The organism is Pedobacter psychrodurus (genome assembly GCF_032678585.1).
Taxonomy (GTDB): Bacteria; Bacteroidota; Bacteroidia; order Sphingobacteriales; family Sphingobacteriaceae; genus Pedobacter; species Pedobacter psychrodurus_A.
Genome location: NZ_JAVTSN010000001.1, coordinates 113,740 through 136,640, shown reverse-complemented (window position 1 = coordinate 136,640; position 22,901 = coordinate 113,740). Strand labels below are relative to the sequence as shown.

General features: G+C 39.8%; 20 protein-coding genes and 4 tRNA genes. 18 read left to right on the top strand and 6 right to left on the bottom strand.

Annotation, left to right across the window (positions count from 1 at the left end):
• Positions 1-28 precede the first annotated feature (28 nt).
• The 4 genes from R2S57_RS00650 to R2S57_RS00635 all read left to right on the top strand — a co-directional run bounded on the left by R2S57_RS00650 (position 29) and on the right by R2S57_RS00635 (position 4,368).
• The gene (locus tag R2S57_RS00650; RefSeq protein WP_316843192.1) at positions 29-1,636 is read left to right on the top strand and encodes a S41 family peptidase; all 1,608 of its coding nucleotides are present in this window, start codon (positions 29-31) and stop codon (positions 1,634-1,636) included.
• A 151-nt stretch (positions 1,637-1,787) separates the two neighbouring features.
• On the top strand, positions 1,788-2,921 hold the full coding sequence (locus R2S57_RS00645; protein WP_316843191.1) for a histidine decarboxylase: 1,134 nt from the start codon (positions 1,788-1,790) through the stop codon (positions 2,919-2,921).
• A gap of 69 nt (positions 2,922-2,990) precedes the next feature.
• Positions 2,991-3,587, top strand: a complete 597-nt coding sequence (locus R2S57_RS00640; protein WP_316843190.1) for a short chain dehydrogenase — start codon at positions 2,991-2,993, stop codon at positions 3,585-3,587.
• 274 nt (positions 3,588-3,861) lie between these two features.
• Positions 3,862-4,368, top strand: a complete 507-nt coding sequence (locus R2S57_RS00635; RefSeq protein WP_316843189.1) for a GNAT family N-acetyltransferase — start codon at positions 3,862-3,864, stop codon at positions 4,366-4,368.
• A 223-nt stretch (positions 4,369-4,591) separates the two neighbouring features.
• Here the strand turns inward: R2S57_RS00635 and R2S57_RS00630 are convergent, their stop codons facing one another.
• The 4 genes from R2S57_RS00630 to era form a co-directional block, all read right to left on the bottom strand.
• Positions 4,592-5,101 carry a GNAT family N-acetyltransferase gene (locus R2S57_RS00630; protein WP_316843188.1) on the bottom strand — a complete coding sequence of 170 codons (510 nt, stop codon included), beginning with the start codon at positions 5,099-5,101 and terminating at the stop codon, positions 4,592-4,594.
• Positions 5,102-5,388: 287 nt separating this feature from the next.
• Positions 5,389-6,690 carry a ribosome biogenesis GTPase Der gene (der, locus tag R2S57_RS00625; protein ID WP_029274791.1) on the bottom strand — a complete coding sequence of 434 codons (1,302 nt, stop codon included), beginning with the start codon at positions 6,688-6,690 and terminating at the stop codon, positions 5,389-5,391.
• Between the two features lie 155 nt (positions 6,691-6,845).
• Positions 6,846-7,352 carry a TlpA family protein disulfide reductase gene (locus R2S57_RS00620; protein ID WP_316843187.1) on the bottom strand — a complete coding sequence of 169 codons (507 nt, stop codon included), beginning with the start codon at positions 7,350-7,352 and terminating at the stop codon, positions 6,846-6,848.
• Positions 7,353-7,368: 16 nt separating this feature from the next.
• A complete protein-coding gene (gene era, locus R2S57_RS00615) occupies positions 7,369-8,265 on the bottom strand; it encodes a GTPase Era (protein WP_316843186.1) in 897 nt (298 codons plus the stop codon).
• Positions 8,266-8,380: 115 nt separating this feature from the next.
• Between era and R2S57_RS00610 the strand changes: the two genes are divergently transcribed.
• The 10 genes from R2S57_RS00610 to R2S57_RS00565 all read left to right on the top strand — a co-directional run bounded on the left by R2S57_RS00610 (position 8,381) and on the right by R2S57_RS00565 (position 17,884).
• Positions 8,381-8,456 (top strand) — tRNA-Met (locus R2S57_RS00610).
• Positions 8,457-8,526: 70 nt separating this feature from the next.
• Positions 8,527-8,598, top strand: a tRNA-Glu gene (locus tag R2S57_RS00605).
• Positions 8,599-8,892: 294 nt separating this feature from the next.
• Entirely contained in the window at positions 8,893-9,453 is a 561-nt protein-coding gene (locus R2S57_RS00600) for a hypothetical protein (protein WP_316843185.1), read from the top strand.
• A gap of 458 nt (positions 9,454-9,911) precedes the next feature.
• Positions 9,912-9,987 (top strand) — tRNA-Met (locus R2S57_RS00595).
• A 30-nt stretch (positions 9,988-10,017) separates the two neighbouring features.
• Positions 10,018-10,089: transfer RNA gene (locus R2S57_RS00590), tRNA-Glu, on the top strand.
• Positions 10,090-10,320: 231 nt separating this feature from the next.
• Entirely contained in the window at positions 10,321-10,821 is a 501-nt protein-coding gene (locus R2S57_RS00585; RefSeq protein ID WP_316843184.1) for an RNA polymerase sigma factor, read from the top strand.
• Positions 10,822-10,896: 75 nt separating this feature from the next.
• Positions 10,897-11,817: a FecR family protein gene (locus R2S57_RS00580; protein WP_316843183.1), complete on the top strand. Its 921-nt coding sequence runs from the start codon at positions 10,897-10,899 to the stop codon at positions 11,815-11,817.
• A gap of 90 nt (positions 11,818-11,907) precedes the next feature.
• The gene (locus R2S57_RS00575; RefSeq protein WP_316843182.1) at positions 11,908-14,571 is read left to right on the top strand and encodes a TonB-dependent siderophore receptor; all 2,664 of its coding nucleotides are present in this window, start codon (positions 11,908-11,910) and stop codon (positions 14,569-14,571) included.
• Positions 14,552-15,640 carry a PepSY-associated TM helix domain-containing protein gene (locus tag R2S57_RS00570; protein ID WP_316843181.1) on the top strand — a complete coding sequence of 363 codons (1,089 nt, stop codon included), beginning with the start codon at positions 14,552-14,554 and terminating at the stop codon, positions 15,638-15,640. The genes R2S57_RS00575 and R2S57_RS00570 overlap by 20 nt, the downstream gene beginning before the upstream one ends.
• Before the next feature lie 192 nt (positions 15,641-15,832).
• Positions 15,833-17,884 carry a gliding motility-associated C-terminal domain-containing protein gene (locus tag R2S57_RS00565; protein WP_316843180.1) on the top strand — a complete coding sequence of 684 codons (2,052 nt, stop codon included), beginning with the start codon at positions 15,833-15,835 and terminating at the stop codon, positions 17,882-17,884.
• A gap of 66 nt (positions 17,885-17,950) precedes the next feature.
• On the opposite strand, the gene R2S57_RS00560 is transcribed toward R2S57_RS00565, so the two are convergent.
• Positions 17,951-18,328, bottom strand: coding sequence for a helix-turn-helix domain-containing protein (locus R2S57_RS00560; RefSeq protein WP_316843179.1), 378 nt, complete (start codon positions 18,326-18,328; stop codon positions 17,951-17,953).
• Between the two features lie 109 nt (positions 18,329-18,437).
• Here R2S57_RS00560 and R2S57_RS00555 point away from each other — a divergent pair, with 109 nt between their 5' ends.
• A complete protein-coding gene (locus tag R2S57_RS00555; RefSeq protein ID WP_316843178.1) occupies positions 18,438-19,040 on the top strand; it encodes an FMN-dependent NADH-azoreductase in 603 nt (200 codons plus the stop codon).
• A 107-nt stretch (positions 19,041-19,147) separates the two neighbouring features.
• Here the strand turns inward: R2S57_RS00555 and R2S57_RS00550 are convergent, their stop codons facing one another.
• Positions 19,148-19,885, bottom strand: coding sequence for a hypothetical protein (locus tag R2S57_RS00550; protein ID WP_316843176.1), 738 nt, complete (start codon positions 19,883-19,885; stop codon positions 19,148-19,150).
• 224 nt (positions 19,886-20,109) lie between these two features.
• Between R2S57_RS00550 and R2S57_RS00545 the strand changes: the two genes are divergently transcribed.
• From R2S57_RS00545 to R2S57_RS00535, 3 genes are all read left to right on the top strand, one after another.
• Positions 20,110-20,868: an alpha/beta fold hydrolase gene (locus R2S57_RS00545; RefSeq protein WP_316843175.1), complete on the top strand. Its 759-nt coding sequence runs from the start codon at positions 20,110-20,112 to the stop codon at positions 20,866-20,868.
• Between the two features lie 67 nt (positions 20,869-20,935).
• Positions 20,936-21,853 (top strand): helix-turn-helix transcriptional regulator, encoded by a 918-nt coding sequence (locus tag R2S57_RS00540; RefSeq protein ID WP_316843174.1) that lies wholly within the window; start codon positions 20,936-20,938, stop codon positions 21,851-21,853.
• Positions 21,854-21,995: 142 nt separating this feature from the next.
• Positions 21,996-22,886 carry a helix-turn-helix domain-containing protein gene (locus R2S57_RS00535; RefSeq protein WP_316843173.1) on the top strand — a complete coding sequence of 297 codons (891 nt, stop codon included), beginning with the start codon at positions 21,996-21,998 and terminating at the stop codon, positions 22,884-22,886.
• The last annotated feature ends 15 nt before the right edge of the window (positions 22,887-22,901 follow it).

Sequence of the window (22,901 nt, the reverse complement as noted above, 5' to 3'; positions counted from 1 at the left end):
CTAATTTTCATAAATTTGCATAACGCTGATGAAAAAAAATACCCGTAATAACGCACTGATCGCTTTAAGCTATTCTGTAATTTTAATAGCGGGTATGTTTTTGGGTATAAAATTCATTAAAGATCAAGGCTTTGGTGTAAAAAAGAGTCCTCAGCTCGCCAATAACAGCGACGAGAAACTAAATGAAATCCTCCACATCATCAACGGTAATTATGTTGATGACATCAATACAGATTCGCTTCAAAACTTACCAATCGATAGCGTTTTACATCAACTCGATCCACATAGTGTTTATCTGCCGCCAACCGATGCGCAGGATATGACCGATAACCTGGAAGGAAACTTTGAGGGCGTAGGGATCGAATATTATATGCTTAACGATACCATGATGGTTACCGGTGTGGTTAAAGATGGTCCAGCTTACCAGGCGGGGATAAAACTAGGCGATAAGATCCTGAGTATCGACACTACTGTAGTGAGTGGAAGAAACTTACCGAAAGACCAGCTTGTAGGCCGCTTTAAGGGCCGATCAGGAACAGGTGTGAGCGTAACGCTTTTGCACCCGGGCATCGCGCAAAGCAACCGTATTATGGTAACCCGCGGCAAAGTAAACATCAGCAGTATCGATGCCGCATACATGATCAACAATGAAACGGGCTACGTACGCATCAGTAAATTTGGCGCCAATACCGATAACGATTTCTCTGTTGCCGCAAACAACTTAAAAGGGCGGGGCATGAAAAAACTGATCCTCGATCTGCGCGATAATGGCGGTGGCTATTTTACCGCAGCAACAGGTCTGGCCGATCAGTTCCTGCCTGAAAATAAACTGATCGTGTACACACAAGGGAAACACGAGCCGCGTACCGATTATTTTTCGACCGGAACAGGTGCTTTTCAAAATGGCAAACTGGCGGTATTAATTAACGAAAATACAGCTTCTGCCAGTGAAATTGTAGCTGGGGCCATTCAGGATCTAGGCCGTGGAATTATTGTTGGTCGCCGCTCTTTCGGTAAGGGCCTGGTACAAGAGCAATTTGCCTTTGGCGATGGCTCTGCACTCAACTTAACCATCGCACGTTATTATACCCCATCGGGACGCAGCATTCAAAAATCTTATAAAAAAGGTTACGATGCTTATAAACATGAACTGGACGAACGCATGACAGATGGCGAGTTAACCGGCGACCGTACCTCTTTTCAGGATTCTATTGAAAAAACGGAAGGCGTAAATGTTCAGCCCATCAGAAAGATCAAACCTCTTGGCGGAATACAACCAGATGTTTTTGTAAAGTTAGATACCAACGGCTACAATAAATTTTACAGCAATCTGGTGAGTAAAAAAGTACTATCTGATTATGTGTTTAATGTGTTGACCAGTAAATACAGCGCCAGTTTTGTAGAGCAGAATATCAACATCTTCACCATAAACGATAACGACTTTAAAGATTTTATCGGATTTCTTCAGCGCAAAAATGTTCCGATAGACCGCTTTCAACTGTACAGCTCGAAAACGGTTATCCTTAACGATTTAAAAGCTTTGCTTTGTCGCTATTATTTAGGGGATGTGGGTTACTATAAAGCGGCCAATCAAAATGATAACGCGGTAAGGCAGGCGCTTCTTAACCTTCAATAGCCATATTTTATATTTCTTCAGGCATGGTATAACAGTTCAAAAAGAATTTTAATTTCCAAATTAACACATTAATCAATATAATATTCTTAATTAAATATTATATATAATATTATATTTCGTTTAGCTAATTTTGTCCGCAAATCATATCAAAATGGAAGCGGATAAATTACAGGTAAAAGATCAACAGGTATTAAACGACCTTTTAGAAAAAGTTAAGGAACAGACTGATTTATTTTTAGGTTATCCGGTTTCGAAAGATTTCGACTACCAGGCCTTGTCCGATTTCTTAAAATATCCGATGAACAACCTTGGCGATCCCTTCGTAACCTCTACCTATGGCGTTGGATCGCGTGAACTGGAAAAAGAAGTGGTCCAGTTTTTTGCCGAACTGTTTCGCGCACCTGCCGATAACTGGTGGGGTTATGTAACCAATGGTGGCTCTGAGGGGAATTTATACGGTTTATATCTTGCACGCGAGCTGCATCCCAAGGCAATGGTTTATTACTCAGAAGCAACCCACTACAGCGTGCAAAAAAACCTGCACCTGCTCAATATGCCTAACATCGTTATCCGTACCCAGGAAAATGGAGAGATCGATTACGAAGACCTAGAACATACCATCAGGATGAACCGCCATATGCCTGTAATCATTATGGCCAATATCGGCACCACCATGACGGAGGCCCGCGATGATGTAGCGAAAATTAAAAGTATTTTAAAAAGCTTAGCCATACAACTTTATTATATCCACGCCGATGCGGCACTTTCCGGAACCTACAGCGCATTGATCGAACCAAGACCAGCCTTCGATTTTGAAGATGGCGCTGATAGCATTGCCATTAGCGGACACAAATTTTTCGGCTCACCAATGCCATGCGGAGTGGTGGTTGCAAAAAAATCTAACCGTGACCGGATTGCCCGTTCTGTGGCTTATATCGGCAGTGTAGATACCACCATTACCGGATCGCGGAATGGGCATAGTCCACTGTTTTTGTGGCACACCATTAAACGCCTGGGCCTTGCAGGCTTAAAAAGCAGGGCCTTGCACAGTTTGGCTACTGCAGCTTACACGGAAGAAAAACTTAAAGAGATCGGTATTACAGCATGGCGGAACCCCAATGCCATAACCGTAAACTTCTCTACTCCATCTATGGCCATCTGTAAAAAATGGCAGTTGGCAGCCGAACAGGGAAATTCGCACATCATCTGTATGCCCAATGTAAGCAAGGCACATATCGATCTTTTTATGGCTGATATAAAGGCCGAAATGGTGTTGCAAGATTAGCGGGAAACAAAATTTGAACGACCTAAATGTTTAACATCTACACTAAATTTAGCTATAAAATCAATAACCATGAAAATAATAATTGTAGGCGCAACAGGAACATTAGGTAAAAAAGTTGCTGAGGCTTTTGCGCAAAAACATGAAGTAGTCCGTGTAGGGAATACCAAAGGTGATGTTCGGGTAGATATTACCGATGAAACATCAATCAAAGCCATGTTTGAAAAGGTTGGTCCTTTTGATGCCTTGATCAGTACCAGCGGAAAAGGCCCTTTTGCACCAGTAAGCCAGATGACAGGCGAGGTATTTAAAAGCGGATTATTGGATAAGTTATTGGGGCAGGTTAATCTGGTACTGATCGGCCAGCATTACATTAACAAGGGTGGTTCGTTCAGCTTAATTTCAGGCATACTGGCTGATCATCCGGTGGCTGCCGGCTCTGCATTAAGTGCCATAAACGGAGGCCTGAATGCTTTTGTGCTTGCTGCAGCACCCGAACTCGGAAATGGCGTTCGGTTAAATGTAATCAGTCCGAACGTGGTCGAAGATTCGCCAGCTTATTTCGATTCCTTTCCAGGTGAAATTCCGGTTACGATGGATAAAGTGGTTAAAGCTTTTGAGAAAAGTGTTTTGGGCATTGTTACTGGTCAGGTAATAAAAGTGTATTAGTGTAATACCCGGTCTTCCTGTAAAAGATTAAGATTCATGGTTATATTTTCTTGTAACCAGGCCATTTTACGATCGGCGTGGACTGGAAAACTATGGGTTGGCTCGCAGCCTCTTCGGATCTTCTTCGGATCCCAGACGGAGCTGTGACAATTGTACCCGAACAGCGTCTGTTTCAGATCCGATTATAATTTAACGAAACCGTTAAGAAAAATTAAAGCTACACCCTACATGCCATTCATAAAAACCATTAAATTAGCTTCCATAATTTATTAGTATGATAGAAACCGAACGCCTCATTTTAAAGCCCCTCACACACGATCAACTTTTAAAATATATTAAGGATGATCATTCATTAGAAAAAGAATTTGGTCTTTTGCCCACAAAGAAAAATATTTCTGCTTCCTTACACGATGCCTTAGCGCAAACCATTTTACCTAACGTTTTTGATAAGGATAAAGATTACCTGTATCATACTTTATGGACAATCATCTCAAAACCCGACCATAGGGTAGTTGGCGACATCTGTTTTGTTGGCGAGCCTGATCCAAACGGCGAAATAGAAATTGGTTATGGTACCTACGAAGAATTTAGAGGCAAAGGATTTATGACCGAGGCTGTTGGCAGATTAATTGAGTGGGCAAAGGAACAACCCAAAGTGAAATCGGTTTTCGCGGCTACCACTAAAGACAACGTGGCTTCTTATTCTATTTTAGAGAAAAACAACTTTATCCATATTGGCGAAGTGGACGACATGTTGAGCTGGAAAATTGAGTTGAAGTAAGTTTTGGTGTTGCTAATAATTTTGCCACGGATACACGAAAAATCACGGAGTGAGGTATAATTTTCATTCGTCCTCGTTTGCCACGAGGATGAATGAAATACATATTTGCAATGTGTTTAAATCAGTGAAGCCGATGCAATCGGCATACTCGTACATCCTCGTTGCAAACGAGGACGATAGTAAAAAAGGATATTGACCAGGAATTTGCCGCTAAAAGTAATTGCTACACTACAATCTCAAACAAACTTAAACTGATGCCTTCATAATGTTTGGGTAATCCATCTGTTTTTTCCATGGTGACTACGCCAACATAATCGAAGCCGCAGCCAGTATAATATTCGAGCAGTTTTTCATTATCCGCCCAGGTATCCATTCTGATAAATTTGATGCTATTCTGTCCGGCGTAATCTTTTGCCCACTTGATAATTTCCTTAACAAAAGCATAACCTCTAAATTCGGGATGGGTTACAATCCGATGGATATAAATGGCATCATGGTCGCGGTCGCCCCAAATCAACTGATCATTAAACGTAACGGCAAATACACAGCCTACAACGCCATCAACCAAGATTTTATATTGTCGGTTTTCGTCGATTTCAGTCTGCACCAACACTCTGCTGAAACCCTGCCAATGTTTATTGAATACTTTTTTCTGGTGGGCAATAGCCATATCATAAAATTCAAAAATGGTATCGATATCGCTTGAAAGGCTATTCTGTACTTGAAGTTGCATGTAGCAAAGTTACGGGTATTTTCTTACCACAAATAGGAAGGATGAACACAGATTATAAAAGACAACCCCGATTTCTCAATTTAACCTTAGGTTAGTCGGGATTTGCAATCCCGTCTTTGGAGTTTAAACTTTTGTGGATTTCAAATCCAAAGCACAACACGACGAGATTGCAAATCTCGACGACAGCATGACAATAAAACAAAACAGGGCTGCTTTTTAACAAAAGCAGCCCTGTTTTTAAATATATTAATCCGGTGTGATCAGCTTCAAAGCTTTAAACCTTCAAACTATTTCTGTCTGAAATAAATCTGGATCGGTGCTCCGGAAAAATCGAAGTTCTCTCTCAATTTATTTTCGATGAAACGTTTATACGGATCTTTAATGTACTGTGGCAAGTTGCAGAAAAAGGCAAACATTGGCGAAGTGGCATTAATCTGGGTGATATATTTAATCTTAATGTGTTTACCTTTTAATGCCGGAGGTGGGAATTTCTCGATCAACGGCAACATTACATCGTTTAATTTAGATGTAGGAATTTTCTTGCTACGGTTTTTATAAACTTCTAAGGCAGCTTCAATTGCTTTGAAGATACGTTGCTTGTTTAATACCGAAGTAAATACAATCGGCACATCGGTAAAAGGACGGATACGCTCGTGGATCTGCTCTTCGAAAGCTTTCATGGTTTGGGTATTCTTTTCGATCAGATCCCATTTGTTCACCAAAATTACGATACCTTTTTTGTTCTTTTCAGCCAGGTGGAAGATATTGATATCCTGACTTTCGATCCCTTCAACAGCATCGATCATCAATACCACAACATCAGCCTCTTCTAAAGCTTTGATGGTACGCATGACCGAATAAAACTCTAAGTTTTCTTTAACCTTGGTTTTTTTACGTAATCCGGCGGTATCGATCAGCATAAATTCATGACCGAACTGGTTATAATGGATTTTGATCGAATCGCGGGTGGTACCTGCATTTGCAGTAACGATGTTACGTTCTTTACCGATCAATGCATTAACCAAAGAAGATTTACCCACATTTGGGCGACCTGCGATGGTAATTTTAGGCAATTGATTTTCTTCTTCAGGAATGTCTTCGAAGTTTTTAACAACCTCATCCAGCAACTCACCTGTTCCAGAGCCCGTCATCGATGATAATGCATATACATCACCTAATCCGAAACCATAAAAAGTATGGATTTCGTTATATAAAGCGGTATTGTCTACTTTATTGGCACAAACATAAACCGGTTTGTTACTTCTACGCAATACCTGTGCAATGTCATCGTCCAAATCGGTGATGCCTGTAGTTACATCAACCATAAAGATCAATACACTGGCTTCTTCAATAGCGATCATTACCTGTTCGCGGATGGCAGCCTCGTAAACATCTTCTGAGTTGGCCACATAACCACCAGTATCAATTACGGTAAATTGTCTGTCGGTCCACTCACCTACTCCATAATGCCTGTCGCGGGTTACGCCGCTGATATCATCTACAATGGCCTTGCGGCTTTCTGTTAGTCTATTAAAAAGGGTACTCTTGCCTACGTTTGGCCTGCCTACGATGGCTATAATGTTACTCATGGGTGTTCTATTGATAGTTAATGGCTTATAGTTAACGGTCGTGGTGTTTGGGCAAGCTGCTCAAACTATTTGGCTATCAGCCATTGACTATCAACTACTAACCGATTTATTTCGGGCTGCAAAGGTACGGTAATTTTTCGTAACCTTTATTAATATTAATTTTTATACTTATCTAAAAGTACTTTTATTACTTCTTCGGTTAACTCGTTCCCCTGCAATAAAGGAAAGCCTTCCCATCGTACAATTCCTTTCGGATCGATCAAAATCGCATGCGGAATGCCTTTAACCTGAAGCGAATCTTTAACGGTACCTTTAGTGTCTATCGCTTCGAAATAGTTGATTTTTGGATTATTAAAAGCTTCAACTTTTTCTGCAGTTTCATCAGAAACACCAATAATCACGATCTTATCGGCGTATTTTTTCTGGATATCGTTTAATGTAGGGATATACGCCCTGCAGGGTCCACACCAGGTTGCCCAAAAATCGATCAGCACAAACTTTCCTTTGGTATCGGGCTGTTTTGAAATCCATTTTTCAACCACAAGTTCTGGCGCTTTTTCATTCAGAATGGATTTTGCCCACAACTTTTTACCATTGTTTGATTCCTGAGCAAAAGCTACTGTACAGATAAGCAGCAAAAGAAATGTTAGACTTTTTTTCATTTAATAAAAATCGAAATTAATTATCGTAACCAAAGCTTTTCAGGTAATTCTTTTTACTTCTCCAATCTGGGATCACTTTAACGAACATTTCAAGGAAAACCCTGGTATCTAAAAATTTCTCGATTTCTAAACGGGCTTCAGTACCCACTTTCTTCAGCATACTACCAGCAGTACCAATTAAAATGTTCTTTTGCGAATCGCGTTCTACCACGATTTCTGCAGTAATCCGGATCATGGCACCTTTACCATTTTTCATCTCCTCTTCCTTAAAACTCTTTACGATTACTTCGGTGCTATAAGGAATTTCTTTCTGATAATTCAGGAAGATTTTTTCGCGGATGATCTCCGAAACAAAGAAACGTTCTGAACGGTCTGTTAAATCTTCTTTGTCGTAATATGGCGGATGTTCAGGCAACATTTCGAGCATGCGCTCCAATAATCCGTCGACATTGTGTTTATGTAAAGCCGAAATTGCATAAATCGCAACCGGATTTAACTTCTCTTGCCAGTAAGCAATCTTCTCTTCAACCTTTTCCTGTTTCGCTTGGTCAATTTTATTAATGAGTACAATTGTTGGGATATTGCGGTTCAGGATCTTCTCCAAAACGTCTTCCTCATCGTGCTCTTCATTAATGTCGGTTACGAACAAAAGTACGTCGGCATCGGTCAAAGATCCGTTAACAAAACTCATCATACTCTCTTGTAAAGAGTATTTTGGCTTGATTATACCGGGTGTATCAGAAAAAACGATCTGATATTCTTCTTCATTTACGATCCCCAAAATGCGGTGTCTTGTGGTTTGTGCCTTAGGAGTGATAATGCTAAGTCGCTCGCCTACAAGCACATTCATGAGGGTGGATTTACCTACATTTGGTTTACCTATTATACTAACAAAACCTGCTTTATGCGCCATTAAAATATTTTTTTAAAAAAAATTTGCAGCACAAAGAAACGAATTATATCTTTGCATTCCAATTCGGAAACAGAGTTAAGGATTTAACTCAAACAAAAAAACGAGTTGTATAGAGTGCGGGGTGGAGCAGTTGGTAGCTCGTCGGGCTCATAACCCGAAGGTCGCACGTTCGAGTCGTGTCCCCGCTACCAATTCAGTTGGTAGTTCTCAGTCAGCAATTTTAATTGCCTACTGAAAATTGGAAATTTAAAACTGAAAAATGGCCCGTTCGTCTAGGGGTGAGGACGCCAGATTTTCATTCTGGAAACAGGGGTTCGATTCCCCTACGGGCTACGAAAAGCCGCTTCTATCCGAAGCGGCTTTTTTTATGCTTTCTATTCTAGTAAATCCCCACTTCCCATCTCCGAATTACTACTTTCGGCAAAGCGCTAAAACTACGGATTGCAATAAGCTACAGCGAGTAAAGACAGCGGATAAGAGACGCCTGATTTTCATTCCAGATCACTCCAGAACTACGATTCCACTATTATTTATCATTTATTTACAAAATTTACATTTTTATTTACAATCCAAACCACTCGACCGGAAAAATATCAATGTAGATTCGTTGAATCAATTTGAAAGGATATGAAAAATAAAAAAAATGTGATCTATGCCCTGATCTTACCGCTGGTTGTGGTGAGCGGACTGGTATTTGCCAATCGTGAAATTAAAAACGAAACTGGGCCATCATTAAAGCCTTTGTCTACCGCTGAAAGGAAAGCCCGCATGGTGAGTGACAAGAAAAAATGGGAGGCTTCCCCTGACGGCATAAAGTACAAAGAATGGGAGATTTCTCCTGAAGGCAAAAAAGTGCATGCCAGTCATGATAAAATAAGGAAATACATAAAGGCTTTTGCCAATATGGAGGCCGTGGTAACCTCTGTTACTTTTCAGCGCGCAAATGCGAAATCATCAGGACCAAAATGGCTTATAGTCAGGATTAATGACGAAGAATACATGATGCAATTTGTTCCTGTGGATTTTAAGCAGTTAAACAGCCTGAAAGTTAACGACAAAATCATTATAAGAAGCCGCAGCGCAGGCTATTCGCCTAATCATCCATATTTGATTCTATCGGGCGATTATATTGAACTAAATAACAAGATACTTTTTAAACGTGATTTTAGCAAAAATAACCATTGCTGAGGATAAGCCCGGTTAACAGATCGCCTTCCATGTCCGCCAAAAGCGTCAAATTGCCATGAAAGGTGTTAAACAAATGCAACGCCCGGGCTACGATCCCGCTTTACGACGAAGTAGAGCGGGATTTTTGTTCTTAAAACTTATCCCATCATTAAGGATAACCTGGCTTTAATTTTAAATCACTGATAAATTCCATACCAATTACGTTTTTGTAAAACAGGAAGCTGAATCGTGAGCTACCCACCATAATTTAATTAGCCAAACTGGTTATATAAAAAAAGAGTTAAAGTCACACCTAAACCGTACAACTCACTCATTATCAAAGTAAAATTTACCTACAGAAATTAGCCTTGGTTTTAGCATTAAAAATATTATTAAAAAATTCTTAAATGGTATTGCAAATATCAAAACAAATCTTACCTTTGCACTCCTTCAAACGAGTAATATTTGAAGATATAGAGTGCGGGGTGGAGCAGTTGGTAGCTCGTCGGGCTCATAACCCGAAGGTCGCACGTTCGAGTCGTGTCCCCGCTACCAAAAGAGTTGAAAGACACTCTAATATTTAATGGCCCGTTCGTCTAGGGGTGAGGACGCCAGATTTTCATTCTGGAAACAGGGGTTCGATTCCCCTACGGGCTACAAAAAGCCGCTTCAATCCGAGGCGGCTTTTTTTATTTCTCATATTTTGGAACAGGGGTTCGCCCCGATAGCTATCGGCACCCCTTCGGCCTACGAAAAGCATCATTCTGATAAAGTTTGATGCTTTTTTTATGCTATAGAAGCGCCCCTATAAACTTTCAAATAAAAATACAATCGCTATTTGTAACAAGTCTAAATAAGACTATCTTTGCCGCATATCCCCAAATAGATATGAACAACCAAAATTTTATTAATTTCTTTAATCTACATTGGGGCAATGTTTATGGTCTGGCACTCTCAAAATGTGGCAATGATGTGATTGCTAAAGATATCTGTCAAGATATCTTTTTATCCATTTGGAAAAGGGAAATGATATTTGAAAATGACGTAGAAGCATCAAAATATCTTGCCCGGTCTACCAAATATCAGGTTCTTAATTATTTCAGGAATAAAAAGCATCATGAGGAAATCACTGATGTTAATTTTAGTGATGGCGTTGAGGCTTTGAGGTACAATCCGGAGGCGATCCTCCTTGACAAAGAACTATCAGGTGAGCTTGAGCTATTTATATCAAATCTTGAGGAACCGACCAAGAGTATCTTTCTGCTGAGTAGAGAACAGCATCTTAGTTATAAAGAAATTGCGTCAGAATTGGGAATAGCTGTAAAAACAGTTGAAAAACATATTTCCCGTGTACTTAAAGAATTTAGAGCGGTGCTCAATCCTGCTTAACAGATCAATAATACCGCCAAATATTTTTTTTCAGAATTTGCATAGGGTAAACTGCCATTAAGGGTAGATATAGATATGGAAGATATCGATGCCAGCCTACTGGAAAAATATGCCAAAGGCAAATGTAATTCTTCGGAGCAAAAGCTAGTTGAGCAATGGCTTGCTGATGAACAATTTCCGGATGGAGTTAAAATTCAAAACGAGGCTGTTCAAAAGGAAATTTATTCAGCTATTGAAGCCCGGTTAAAACCAGTTCAAAAAAAAATAGGCATAAAATGGCTGATGTATGGATCAATAGCTGCAAGTCTTATCCTCACATCTGGATTCTTTTTCTTCAACCCAAAAAACAATAATACTCAAAACATAGTCTTTAATGCTCCATTCGGACAACCAAGCACCATTACCTTGCCCGATAGCAGTAAAGTAGAACTTCAACCGGGTAGTAAAATCTCATATCCAAGCCAATTCGTTGGAAACACAAGGAATGTAAGTTTGCTTTCTGGCGAAGCATTTTTCATTATTCAACATCACCCGAATCAACCATTTATCTTAAATAGTGCCAACAGCAAAATTAAAGTTTTGGGTACACGGTTTAACGTGCGCAATTTAAAATCGGCACCTATGCTTCAAGTTACCCTTACCCAGGGCAAAATCAGTTTTCAAGCAAAAAAGGGTGTTTTAAGCATCCTAAAACCAGGTGAAAGCTTAACCTTCCACAAAATCAATCAACACCTTCTAAACATTGTGAAGGTAGATACCAATGTGGTAACAGCGTGGAAAACGGGAATCATCCGTTTTAATGACACCCCAATGCCTGAGGTATTGGAGACACTCGAAAATAGATATGGATTCAAGTTCAAAATTAACTGCAACCTTGATAAACCCATTAGCGGAAAGTTCGGAACACAACCGATAAGCAGGGTATTACAGCTTATGGAACAGGCATCTGGTTATCGATTCAAAAATTCAGGAAAATATATTGAAGTCTATAAATAAAAATTAAACAAAAAACTACCGGAAGTGCGCTAACACCCCGATAGTTAAAATTACCATCAATTCTCACAATCAATGATCAATTACAAATTTATGAATTTAAAGTCTGTTCTTTCAGGCTTTTCTATTTTGCTATGCCTCCTGCTGTCAAACAATGGCTTTGCCCAGCATGCAGCTGTAAACATTTCTCCACGAACACTAAAACTTCGTGCCGCACTCGAACAGCTGGAAAAAAAAGTGGGATTGAATTTTATCTATAGCGACCTTAACACTGAGCTAGACAAATCGATCACCCTTGCTCCTTCAGCTTCATCGGTTAACGAAATTCTTAGTGAACTGGCTAAAAAAACCGGTCTCACTTTTACCGCAAGCGGAAAAGACATTACCATTAAACAACAGGCAAAGGGTGAGATTCGTGGTAAGGTAATTACTGCAGAAGGAAAACCTGCACAATTTGTAAGCGTTGGCCTCGATCGCTTACGTAGTACTATTGTTGATGCAGATGGCAATTACCGGTTTCGTGATGTACCAGAGGGTACACATACACTTTATGTTAGTTATATTGGACTGGAAAGCCAGAGCAGAGAAATCGACATTAAACCTGGCAGTAGAATTAACGCAGATTTCACCTTACGCGAAAGCCATTCACAACTGGATGAAGTGGTTATCAATGGAGGTGAAACCAATCGTTTTTCTGTAAAAAAAACGACTACGGCTGCAAAAATGCCATTGGCAAATTTAGATAACCCTCAAATCTACACCACCATCCCTAAAACTTTGTTAAATGAACAAATGATTACGGATTTCAGCTATGCATTAAAAAATTCGCCTGGTGTTTACAAAATCCAGGGATCGAGAGGGATTAACAGCGATGGTGCATCGTACTATAGCATGAGGGGATTTAGAACTGAAGCCGCATTAGTTGATGGATTGCCATCACAAACTAATGGCGAAATCGACCCGTCCAATATCGAGCGGGTAGAACTGATTAAAGGGCCTTCGGGAACACTTTTTGGGGGCGCAGTGGTTTCATTTGGTGGTTTAATTAACATTGTGACCAAAAAACCTATTGACACCGCAGGTGGAGAGATATCTTATCTCACCGGAAGCTATGGTCTGAACAGACTAACAGCTGATGTTTATGGGCCGGCTAAAAAGAATTCAAAGTTATTATTTAGAATGAACGCAGCTTACCAATACCAGGGTAGCTTTCAGGATGCTGGTTTTAGGAGAACAACATTTTTTGCACCTTCTGCAGAATATCGTGCTTCCAACCGCTTAACGTTTAGCCTTAACGCAAGTTTCTATCAAACCGAGGCAACCAGCTCATCCGTAATCTTTTTGAATAGGGTAAGAAAATTTATCGCTACCACTCCAGCGGAATTGAATTATGACTGGAAAAGATCCTACAATTCGAACGATCTGACCATGAGAAACCCTACTGTAAACCTTAAAGCTCAGATAAACTTCCAAATCTCTGATCAATGGCGCTCACAAACTATCTACTCGAACAATTCGCGAAAATCAGATGGTTTTTATCAATACGAATTTATAAGAGGTGCCACCAGTGATGAAATGTTGGAACGCAATATCAGTCTTCAGAACTCAACCAATATAGCAAGTGATATCCAGCAAAATTTTATAGGAGATTTCAAGGTTTTAGGATTTAGAAATAGATTAATTGTTGGCCTGGATTACCTGAACCAAACAGCAAACAACAACAATTCGCCATACATTGTATTTGATAATGTAAGTGCTTTAAACCCGTCCGATCCGAATTACGTAAAACTTTCCAGAACAGCTGTTGAGGCAAAATTAGCAGCGAGTACTGCAGCACCGACCAAAAATATTGGAAAAAGCAATATTTATAGTGCTTACGCTTCGGATGTACTCAACATTACCGATCGTTTATTGGCCATGTTAAGCTTACGCGTTGATCGTTTCCAGAACAAAGGAACATTGAACCAAGCCACAAACACAATCGTTACCAACAGCAAATACATGCAAACTTCGGTATCGCCAAAGCTTGGCCTGGTTTATCATGTGATCAAGGATCAGGTATCTGTTTTTGCAAATTACATGAATGGTTTTGCAAATGTAGCCCCAGTTGCACAACCCGAGGGTTCTGGTGTATCCGGTACATTTAAACCGCAGCATGCCAACCAGTTTGAAGCAGGTATAAAAACGGATCTATTTAATGGACTGTTGAGCTTCACAGCGAGTGTGTACGATATTAAGGTGGACAACCTCACCCGCAACGAAGACCTGACCGTAGGAAGCACAACTTATAATATTACTATTCAAAATGGCACTCAGCGTAGTAAGGGTGTTGAGCTCGAACTGATCGCCAATCCGTTAAAGGGATTAAATATTATTGCAGGATATAGTTACAACGACAGTAAACTTACCAAAGCAACTGTTGCGCTCGAAGGTAGAAGACCAGCTTCGGCTGGTCCTGCTACATTAATTAATAGCTGGATAAGTTATGTTCTTCCTTCCGGAGCGCTGAAAGGATTGGGACTTGGATTCGGTACAAATTATGTTGGCGAACATCTGACTTCCAATTCTGCAGTAACCGGCATTTTTACCCTTCCATCCTATGTTATGATCAATACAACAGCATTTTACGATACTGGAAAATACCGCCTGGGATTTAAAGTGGACAATCTTACCAATCAATTGTATTTTACCGGACAGGGTGTACTGAGCGCCCAAATGCCAAGAGCTTTTGTTGCCAATGTTTCGTACAGGTTTTAAAAAAATCATCTACCTATTACACCTCTGGCTCGGACTTGCGTCTGGGCTAGTGGTGTTTGTAATCGGTTTAACAGGTGCTATCTATTCGTTTTCTGATGAACTAAAAGCGGTTGTATACCATGACCGACTATATGTAATCGTTCCACAAAGTTCAAAACAGCATTCTTTTGACCAACTTTTGCTTGTGGCGCAAAAAAAACTAGGCAAGGATAAAAAAATATCCAGAGTAGAAATCCAGCAGGCGCCAGATAGAGCTTATATGTTCAGGGCGTATAAAGCTGGACAGTATTTCGAAAAAGTATATTTAAATCCTTACACCGCACAAATCGTATTTCATGAGGATGCCAACAAGGAATTTTTCAACGTAGTGCTTTCTATTCACCGCACGCTGCTCCTGGGCGATATTGTTGGCCACTTCATCATCCGCTGGTCGGTAGTTTGTTTTGTAATATTACTCCTTTCGGGCATTGTGCTTTGGTGGCCAAAAAAATGGAAAATGAGCATATGGCAACAAAAACTTAAGGTAAAATGGAGCGCCAAGCCAAAGCGGCTGAATTACGACCTACACCAGGTTCTGGGCTTTTATGCTTTTTTAGTTATGCTGATCATTTCTATTACCGGCCTGATGTGGTCGTTCGATCTGGTTGCTGATAAAAAAGTGAAAGTAGTTTCAGACACCACATCTTTGATCAGGCCAACGCCAAATGAGCGCATACTGGCTAAAATCAAATCTTTTGAGATTAAACCATTTTATCTTTTATATAATCTTCCAAGCACTAAGAGCGGAACGGTAAATGTTTCAGCTTATCTTGATCCTCATCGCATCCATCAGAAAGTGCAATATAGATTTGACCAGTATAGTGGAAAGCTCTTATTAAAAGGAAAATCCTTTTCTTCTCTGACGATGTCAGATCAGGTAAAAGCACTCAATTATGATTTACATACCGGCAGCATTTTGGGGTTTTGGGGCAAACTTCTAGTATGCATTACTGGTTTGGTTACAGCATCACTTCCTATAACAGGATTTTTAATTTGGTTCTGGCAAAAAAAGAAAGTTCGAAACCATTAACTTATAATGTCTTGCCAAAAAACAAAACAAAGTTTATTTATGGAAGTTATTAAGTGCGGCTTCATTAGATTGAAAACTCTTTTTGCTTCGTTAATTCAGGAAATTATATTTTTCATTAATTTTTACTCTTTAAAATAATATCTTCGCAATCTGTTTTAGTTTAACTGATTATGTTTGAGCTAAACCTAAATTATGCTCAAGTCTTTATTGTTTTTTTGCACATTTGTATTTTTTCTCACGTTTGCTAAAAAGGTAAACGGACAAAACCAGACCGTTACCGGCGGTCAAAACACCACGCCCATAACTTTTCCGGCTGAATGTATATTTAACTGGACGAATAACAACCCATCCATAGGGCTTGCAGTAAGTGGCACGGGCAATATACCGTCATTTACAGCTGTTAATAATGGCAATGCACCGGTTATCGCAACGATTACCGCCACCCCACAAGCTGCAGCATCATTTGCTTATATCAGTGATGATATGGGACAACTATCGGTTATTAACCTGGCTACCAACACAGTTGTGGCAAGAGTACCCGTTGGTGTGTCATCAATGGCTGTTGTCGTAAATAACGCAAACAACCGGATATATGTAGCCAACCAGCAATCACACAGCGTTTCTGTAATAAACAGTATAACAAACACGATTGTTACCACTATTGATTTTGGTGTTGGCGAACCATCAGGTTTAACATTAAGCCCGGATGGCAGCAAACTATATGTTACAGACTATAATCAATATGTTAATCTTTTAAGGGTTATCAATACAACTGATAACAGTGTGATTACCTCTATACCCATTGGTAATAATTCATGGGGCGTAGTGGTGAGTCCTGATGGAAGGTTTGTGTATACAGTAAGTGCTGGAGATGGAACGATAACAGTTATAAATACACAGACCAATAGTGTAATGGCCACCATATCCTTAGGACAAGCACCATTTAATATTTGCATCAGTGCCGATGGCAAATTTTTGTACGTAACAAATTACGGATCCAATATGGTATCTGTTATTAACACGCAAACTAACGTGGTTAGTGCTACCATTAATACGGGTCAAGGCCCCTCCGATTTGGCGCTAAGTCTGGACGGAAGCAGGCTATACGTAAGCAACAGTGTAGCGAACACCGTTTCTGTGATAAACACCTCAAACAATAGCGAAATTACCACCATAAATACGGGCATAAACCCTCAGGGACTTTGCTTCTCAACCGATGGCAGCAAGCTTTATGTGGTTACCCAACATGTGGGGAATGATAATTTATCAGTTATAAATACCGCTACCAATGCCTTAACTGCCATTAACCTCCCAATACCCCCATCCCATACCTATGGCAAATTTATTTCTTCGTCTTCCACCTGTTCAACAACGTCTATTATTTATAACATTACCGTTAATGCGGCGCCATCACCAACTATTACGCCCGCAGGAAATTTAGCCGCACTTGAAACGGTTTACGGTACCCCTTCTGTAGCGGGCAGCTTCAGCATCTCAGGCGCTAATCTGGTAACTGGCGTATTGATCACTCCTCCATCAGCATTTGAGGTGAGTACGAATGGCATTAATTTTGGCCCTACAGTTACCGTAGGTACTACAGGTAGTCTTAATTATGTAACGGTATATCTGAGGTTGGCTAAAGCAAGCCATGCAGGCAACTATAGTGGCAACATTGTTTTATCTTCCGGCGCGGTAACAGCAAGCATTAACGTACCCGTGAGTACGGTTAAACCTGCTCCATTGATAATTACTGCCGATAATAAAATTAAACCGTTTAACACAGAAAACCCTGCACTTACCGTTAGCTATAATGGTTTCGTAAATGATGATGATGTATCAAGCTTAATAAACACTCCGATTATAACAACAACTGCAATGGTTACTTCCCCTTTAGGCCAGTATCTTATTGCTGTAGGTGATGCTGCATCATCAGATTATGTTATTCGCTATTCACCTGGCTTACTTACTATTGTGCCGGCCCATATCGTTATCCCCAATACTTTTAGTCCCAATGGAGACGGCATAAATGATACATGGGTGATAAAATACATTGAATATTATAAGGATTGTACGATTAATATATTTAATCGTTGGGGAGTAAAAGTATTATCTTCAGTTGGCTATAACAGGCAATGGGATGGGAGGTTTAAAGGCGTAGATACTCCTGTTGGCACCTATTATTATGTAATCGATCTTAAAAATAGTACTAAGCCCGAAACGGGTTGGATTACCATATTAAGGTAATTATTCTCAACTTTTGGAACTTGATTCTTCAAATATTAGACAAAATGATTTGGGATTTTTCCCTCCCTAGTACTGCTTCCGCATACTTTCTTTAACTTTTTCCCGATGCTGTTTGCCCCAGGCGCTGAGTCCGGCCAATACATCTTTCAACGTTTCACTATAGTTGGTTGCTTCGTAAATAATACTGACCGGCGTGGTGGGATATACCTGCCGTTTGATAAAATCATTTAATTCCAAATCTTTTAATTCTTTAGCCAATACTTTGGACGATATTCCCACCACTTCATGTTGAAGTTCATTAAACCGTTTAGATGATTGCACCAGGGAAAGGATCAAAGCCAGCTTCCATTTTCCGTTCAGCACATACAGTGCATCAATTACGTTTTTAAGCGATCCCTCGCAGGCCAGCTTATCTGGTAATGACTGATTTTTAATGACTTTCATAATTACAAAGATAATCACTTACCCCAATGTAAGCGCTTACCTTTAGGTAATGCGACACTTTTTATCAGCAGCTAAGCCTAGTTTTGCCCTGATCATTAATTAATAAATTATGAAACATATCCTTCATTTAAAATCAAGCATACAGGGCGCAATATCGTACAGCGTTAAACTGGGCGATGCTATTGTTGAAGAAATCCAGCACAAATATCCTGACAGTACGGTCGAAGAACTCAACCTGGTAGATGTTGACATCCCACACCTTAAACCTGAAGTATTGCGGACATTTTTTATTCCCGGCAATCAACTGACTGAAGAAGAAAAAACGTCAATCAGCCTTTCAGATGCATTGGTTAAACAACTATTATCTGCAGATATCATTGTAATCGGTGCACCGCTGATTAATTTCACCATTCATTCATCATTAAAGGCATGGATTGATCACATTACCAGAGCAGGAATAACATTTGGCTACGGTGAAAATGGTCCTATTGGAATGGTTACCGGTAAAAAAGTTTATGTTGCCATGTCGTCGGGTGGTGTCTATTCTGAAGGCCCAGGGAAAGCCAACGATTTTGTGGCTCCTTATTTAAAGGCATTTCTTGGATTTTTAGGAATGACAGATCTTACCGTATTCCGTGCCGAAGGGTTAAAAGTGCCAGGTATTAAAGATCATGCCTTCGCAAGGGCTGTTGAAAGCATCACGATTGATTAATTCTTTAATTGAAAGACAGGCTTATGCCTAAAGTAAAATACCCAAAGATCAGACGACCTTTGGGTATTTCAATACATATCTAGACAGTATTGCTGCCTCAATATATATTATTCTCCACCTTTGGTAATCACAACACTGGCTACATTTTGCCAGTTTTGAATCACCTGATCGTAAAAGGGTTCATCTGCAGAACCGCCTTTCCAAATGGAATAAAGCTTTTTATTGTCCTTTCCAACATAGCTACGGGCATAAAGCTCCAACGACTTGGTTTTGATCCCTGTTAATACGTTATTGAGGTTGAAGCTGAATGTGGCTTTATAATTATCGGCAACACCAATTACTAAATTGTTAACGGCAAGATTTGCTTCAAATGGGTAAGAACTACCAACTTGTAAACTATCAACACCGCCTGAGGTATTTGTGAAAGTACCTTTAAAATGGAAAGCAAACTCTGAGCGTGGAGATTTCCTGCAAAACAGCTTCACTTTCACATCCTGATATGAGCCTGCAGGCAATTGAATCACGCCAGCTAAAGCATCTGAGCTAAAAATATTTAGGTTTTTACCTACGATGATAGTGGTATCGAGCAGACCTTCGTTTTGAGCAGCAAGTGAAATCTTTTCTACCCAAACGGTGGCATAAGACCAATTGACAGCAACTGAGCTATCTGGTATTACACCTCTTTTCGTGACAGCACTGTTTCCGTTAGCTTTAGCAAAATAAGAGATCTTGCCAGAGCCAGAAGTGTTTTCTTCCGTAGTGCTATTTTTTTTGCAGGATATAATTGCTGATGCGATGAGCAATGCACCCAAACCATGTTTGGCACATAAAGAGATCCGTTTCATTAAATATTTGAGGGTTAAATGATTTGATTTAAAGATATAAAGAATTTTTAAATTCAAAATTGATCTTTCCATTTTGTTGAGTAGATTATCTCATAAGTTCGATATTTCTTAGGGATCATCTTCTTATCCATTTTTTGTTACAACAAAAGCAGATTTGGTTACGCCGGCCATTTTGTTCTTTCTCAAATTTGCATCATCAAACAATTGATTTAAATACAAATATCATGAGAAAGCTACTATTTATTTTAAGCATTGCATTTTCTACCCTTAGTTATGGCCAAACGCATCAGCCACGAACTTTTCTGTTTGTTCCTGGCGCATGGGATGGTGGCTGGGACTACGCAAAGGTAGATTCTATTTTAACGGCAAATGGAGATATCGTTTATCGTCCAACACTTACAGGATTAGGTGAGAGGGTACATTTATCCAATGCAAACATCAACCTTAGCACCTATGTCAACGACATCACAAATGTGATCAGATTTGAAAACCTGCACAATATTATCCTCGTAGGGCACAGTTATGGCGGCATGGTTATTTCGGGGGTAGCAGAACAAATGCCCGATCGTATAAAAGAGCTCGTGTATCTCGATGCTATGGTACCCAACAATGGCGAAAGCGCTAAAGATCTTTGTGGCGAAATATGGGCTCCTATGACAAAAGACAAAATAAAGGCTGGTTTGGTGTTATATCCTTTTGGCGCTACAAAACTTACCACACCTACCGATGTGCCCCAACCCTTAAAAACATTTACCGAACCCTTAAAAATAACAAACCCAGCAGTAAAAAAGATCCCTACAGTTTTTATTTCGATGACAAAAGATGGCAAAAGTAACATTGGCACCGATAAAATGGGGCTCGACAGGGCAAAGGAAAGAAACTGGAAAGTTTATACCTTTGAAGGCGGGCATTATTCGATGCGCGAACAACCTGCTAACCTCGCTAAAAAATTAGAAGAAATCTTACAAGATCAGCATAAATAATAATCAAAGCAGGTTACCCGTACAGCATTTATCGAAATCTATTCCCGAATAATGATTAACTTAAGTTATGGAAAGCAAAATACTTCATAAGATAAAGACGATTAGTGAATATCATAAAGCGATGGGACTTCCAAAACCAGAACATCCATTGATCAGCGTAATCAATTATGATTCTATAAACTTGCCTTGCAAAGCTCAAATGAGTTTAATGTTCGATTTTTATTCTATATCACTCGACCGGAATTTTAAAGGCAGGATGAAATATGGGCAACAGCAGGGAGACTTTGATGAAGGTGTTTTGTTTTTTATAGCCCCGGGACAGGTATTTGAAATTGATGTAGATAAAGGAAAAATGATCGATCGCTCAGGCTGGTTATTGCTTGTACATCCCGATTTCTTATGGGCTACATCCCTGGCAAAAACGATCAAACAATATGAGTACTTTAGCTATTCGGCTAATGAAGCTTTGTTTCTATCCGAGAAAGAGGAAACGGCCATTTTGGGCATAATGCAAAATATAGTACAGGAGTACCAGGCAAATACTGATAAATTCAGTCAACCGGTAATCCTTGCCCAGCTTGAATTGTTATTTACCTATGCCGATAGGTTTTACCAGCGGCAATTTATTAGCAGAAAGATTGCCAACCATAGCATTTTAAACCGACTCGAAGATTTATTGAATACCTATTTCAAAAGTGAGGCTTTGGCAACAGATGGAATCCCTACGGTACAGCAAATTGCTACCTCATTAAATGTATCTCCGGGTTACTTAAGCGGACTGCTCAAGGTGCTAACGGGACAAAGTACACAACATTACATCCATGACAAGGTGATTGAAAATGCCAAAGAGAAATTATCCACAACAAATTTATCCGTAAGCGAAATCGCATACGAATTAGGTTTCGACCATCCACAATCATTTAGCAGGCTGTTTAAAACGAAAACTAATTTTTCTCCTTTGGCATTCAGGGCAAGTTTTAATTAAAAGTCAAAACATCAATATCATCACAAAAGGCATCAATTTCAATCTATTGATGCCTTTTGCATGCATTTCGACAGCTTATACCTATAATTGCACATAGGAATTCAGAAACATTAGAAAATTCCTTTCTTATTATGTTTAAGTGATGCAAACAATCCATCCCAATCAACAGCTGCCCATTTATACCATAGAACCCGATGAGATAGCGGCTAATAAAAATTTTAGGGTTTATCAGTTCGTAGGTACTTTACCAAGCCAGTCGGAACTGCTCATCCCCCACCGGAAAGACCATTACCTGATTGTTCTGATCCGACAGGCAGATAGCCGCCAGTGGATTGATATGACGCCTTATAAACTAAAGAATAATACCATTTACTTTTCTGGTCCAAACCACATTATCGTAAAGGAAGGATTTACACAGTTGTGGAGCACCGGCATTGCTTTTACCAAGGAGTTTCTTTCTTTTCAGGAAAATGCTTCTTTGAGTAAACTGCCCATCATCGAGAACCTGTACGATGGGCACGAATTGCTCCTAAGCGAAGCTGATCTTAATTTTGTGGAAGACTTACTTACCAAAATCAATACCGAATATCTGCAACCTAGCGAATGGCAACAGCGCATGCTTACCGCCTATCTTACCGTACTGCTTACTTATTTAAGCAGGTTATATACTGAGCAGTTTAAAGAAGCTGAGCATTCAACAGACAGGCTTTTGCTGAAAAGTTTTCAGGCAAAAATTAACGAATGTTACCGCGAACTGCGCGAGGTAGGGGATTATGCTTCGCTATTAAATATTTCTGCCGGCCATTTAAGCGAGGTGGTGAAAATACAGAGTGGCAAACCAGCAATTAAACATATCCACGAACGATTGGTATTGGAAGCACAACGCCTGCTTTTTCACACTCCTCAATCCTTAAAAGAAATTGCTTTTGAGCTCGGTTTTTCCGATACCTCTTATTTTAACCGGTTTTTTAAACGCGAAACCGGGTTAACGCCCGCAGCGTATAGGGCCAGTATCCGCGAAATGTACCATTAATACCGTTGGATGTGT